3 protein-coding genes are annotated in these 3,084 nt (G+C 73.7%); all 3 read left to right on the forward strand.

Annotated elements, in window-relative coordinates:
• Positions 1-934 (forward strand): leucyl aminopeptidase (locus tag ABEB16_RS03615; protein ID WP_345710904.1); only part of this gene is annotated, 934 nt, incomplete at its 5' end.
• A 159-nt stretch (positions 935-1,093) separates the two neighbouring features.
• Positions 1,094-1,345 (forward strand): hypothetical protein, encoded by a 252-nt coding sequence (locus ABEB16_RS03620; protein WP_345710905.1) that lies wholly within the window; start codon positions 1,094-1,096, stop codon positions 1,343-1,345.
• Positions 1,346-1,518: 173 nt separating this feature from the next.
• Positions 1,519-2,892, forward strand: a complete 1,374-nt coding sequence (gene lpdA / locus ABEB16_RS03625; protein WP_345710906.1) for a dihydrolipoyl dehydrogenase — start codon at positions 1,519-1,521, stop codon at positions 2,890-2,892.
• The last annotated feature ends 192 nt before the right edge of the window (positions 2,893-3,084 follow it).

A 3,084-nucleotide genomic window follows, 5' to 3' on the forward strand; every position in this document is an offset into this window, starting at 1 on the left:
CGACCTCGCACCGGCCGACTTCGCCGCCGCCGCCGCCGAGCAGCTGGCCGGTACCGGCGTGCGGGTGCGCGTCCTCGACGAGGCCGAGCTGGCCGCCGGCGGCTACGGCGGCATCCTCGGCGTCGGTCAGGGCTCGTCGCGCCCGCCGCGCCTGGTGGTGCTGGACCACTCCCCCAAGCGCGCCCGCGGCCACCTGGCGCTGGTGGGCAAGGGCATCACCTTCGACTCCGGCGGCCTGTCGCTGAAGCCCGCGGCGAGCATGGAGACGATGAAGTGCGACATGGCGGGCGCCGCGGCGGTGCTGGCGGCGGTGCGCGCCGTGGCCGAGCTCGACCTGCCGCTGCGCGTCACCGGCTGGCTGGCGATGGCGGAGAACATGCCCTCCGGTGAGGCCCAGCGGCCCTCCGACGTGCTCACGACCTACGGGGGCCGCACGGTCGAGGTGCTCAACACCGATGCCGAGGGCCGTCTCGTGCTCGCCGACGCCCTGGTCGCGGCCGGTGAGGAGCGTCCCGACCACGTGGTGGACGTCGCGACGCTCACGGGCGCGCAGATGGTCGCCCTCGGGAACCGGGTGTCGGCGGTGATGGGCAACGACGACGCCTTCCGCGACCGCTTCCTCGCCGCCGCGGGCCAGGCCGGTGAGCAGTTCTGGCCCATGCCGCTGCCGGCGGAGCTGCGCCCGAGCCTGGACTCGACGGTGGCGGACATCGCGAACATGGGCGACCGCTACGGCGGCATGCTCGTGGCCGGCCTGTTCCTGGCCGAGTTCGTCGGCAGGGACGAGGCCGGGCGTCCCCGTCCGTGGCTGCACCTGGACATCGCCGGTCCGGCGTTCAACACGGGTACGGCGCACGGCTACACGCCGCGCGGCGGTACCGGCGTGGCGGTCCGCAGCCTGGTGGCGCTCGCGGAGTCGCTCGCGGCGAAGTGACGGGCGGTGTGCCGAAGAGCACATTCATGAACGGTGTGCGATCAGTCGGTTACTCAATGTAGGGTGCGTGCATCGGGCCGCCGCGCGGGTAGGACACCCGCCAGACCCCGACCCACACCCCGCACCACCGCTGGCCGGTGGTGAGCCCTGGAGGAATGCATGCGCCGCTCCGCCGCCGTCCGCCGCGTCGCTCTCAGCGCCACCGGCACCGCCCTCGCCGCCGCAGCGGTCCTGCTGACCCCCGTCGCGGCCCAGGCGGCCCCGAGCGGCACGGACACCCCGCAGAGCGCCACCTCCGACGAGTGGCTGCGCTCCAGCGAGAGCGAGTGGCTGCGCTCCAGCGAGGACGAGTGGCTGCGCTCCAGCGAGGACGAGTGGCTGCGCTCCAGCGAGAGCGAGTGGCTGCGCTGACGTCCCCCCTCCCGGGCCGCTGAGCCCTGCGCCCGCGACGGCGGCGCCGTGTCGACACGGCGCCGCCGTCGCGCGTCCGGCGCGCCCGCGGCCCGCCCCGCTGGGGTTCCGCTGGACGGGGGTGACAGGATGAGCGGCGACCGACAGCTGGACGAGCAGCGAGGGAGCCTGCCGTGGCCGATGCGCCGGAGTACGACGTCGTCATCCTGGGCGGGGGCAGCGGCGGGTACGCCTGCGCGCTGCGCGCCGCGGAGCTGGGCCTGTCCGTCGCCCTGGTGGAGAAGGACCTGCTCGGCGGCACCTGCCTGCACCGCGGCTGCATCCCGACCAAGGCTCTTCTCCACGCGGCCGAGGTGGCCGACGCCACGCGCGAGAGCGAGGCCGTCGGCGTGCGGGCCACCCTGGAGGCCATCGACATGGCCGGCGTCAACAAGTACAAGGACGCCGTGATCGGCCGCCTCTTCAAGGGCCTGCAGGGGCTGGTGAAGTCCCGCAAGATCACCGTGGTGGAGGGCGAGGGCCGCCTCGTCGCCAAGAACGCCGTCGAGGTCGCCGGCAAGCGCTACACCGGCAGGAACGTCGTGCTGGCCTCCGGCTCCTACTCCCGCTCCCTGCCGGGCCTGGAGATCGGCGGGCGGGTCATCACCAGCGAGCAGGCCCTCGGCCTGGACTCCGTGCCCAAGAGCGTGGTCGTCCTGGGCGGCGGCGTGATCGGCGTGGAGTTCGCCAGCGTGTGGCGCTCCTTCGGCGCCGACGTCACGATCGTGGAGGCCCTGCCCCACCTCGTCCCGCTGGAGGACGAGGCGCTGAGCAAGGCGCTGGAGCGCGCCTTCCGCAAGCGCGGCATCAAGTTCAGCCTCGGTGTGCGCTTCGCCGGGGTCGAGCAGTCCGACTCCGGGGTCGTCGTGCGGCTGGAGGACGGCAAGACGTTCGAGGCGGACCTGCTCCTCGTCGCCGTCGGCCGCGGCCCCAACACCGCCGGCCTCGGCTACGAGGAGCAGGGCGTCGCGGTGGACCGCGGCTTCGTCCTCACCGACGAGCGGCTGCGCACCAACGTGGAGGGCGTCCGCGCCGTCGGCGACATCGTGCCGGGCCTGCAGCTGGCCCACCGCGGTTTCCAGCAGGGCATCTTCGTCGCCGAGGACATCGCCGGGCTGAACCCCGTGCCCATCGACGAGACGGGCATCCCGAAGGTCACCTACTGCGAGCCGGAGGTGGCCTCCGTCGGGCTCACCGAGGCCAAGGCGCGCGAGAAGTACGGCGAGGTGGACGTCGTGGAGTACAACCTCGGCGGCAACGGCCGCAGCCAGATCATCGGCACCCAGGGGTTCGTCAAGCTGGTGCGCGCCAAGGACGGCCCCGTCGTCGGCGTCCACATGATCGGCAGCCGGGTCGGGGAGCAGGTCGGCGAGGCGCAGCTCGTCGTGAACTGGGAGGCCTACCCGGAGGAGGTCGCCACCCTCGTCCACGCCCACCCCACGCAGAACGAGGCGCTCGGGGAGGCCTTCCTCGCCCTGGCGGGCAAGCCCCTGCACTCCCACGCCTGAACCTGTCGGGGTGGCGCCGTGCGGGAGGGGTCCCGCACGGCGCCACCCCGAGCAGCCGTCACCTGAGCACCCGGCGCGATCCGGCGCCGGACGAGCCCGTCGTCCGTGAGGAGAAGGAAGCAGATGTCGAACGCGGTGCAGATGCCGGCGCTCGGGGAGAGCGTCACCGAGGGCACGGTCACGCGGTGGCTG

It is taken from the genome of Kineococcus glutinatus, from assembly GCF_039542765.1.
GTDB lineage: Bacteria > Actinomycetota > Actinomycetes > Actinomycetales > Kineococcaceae > Kineococcus_A > Kineococcus_A glutinatus.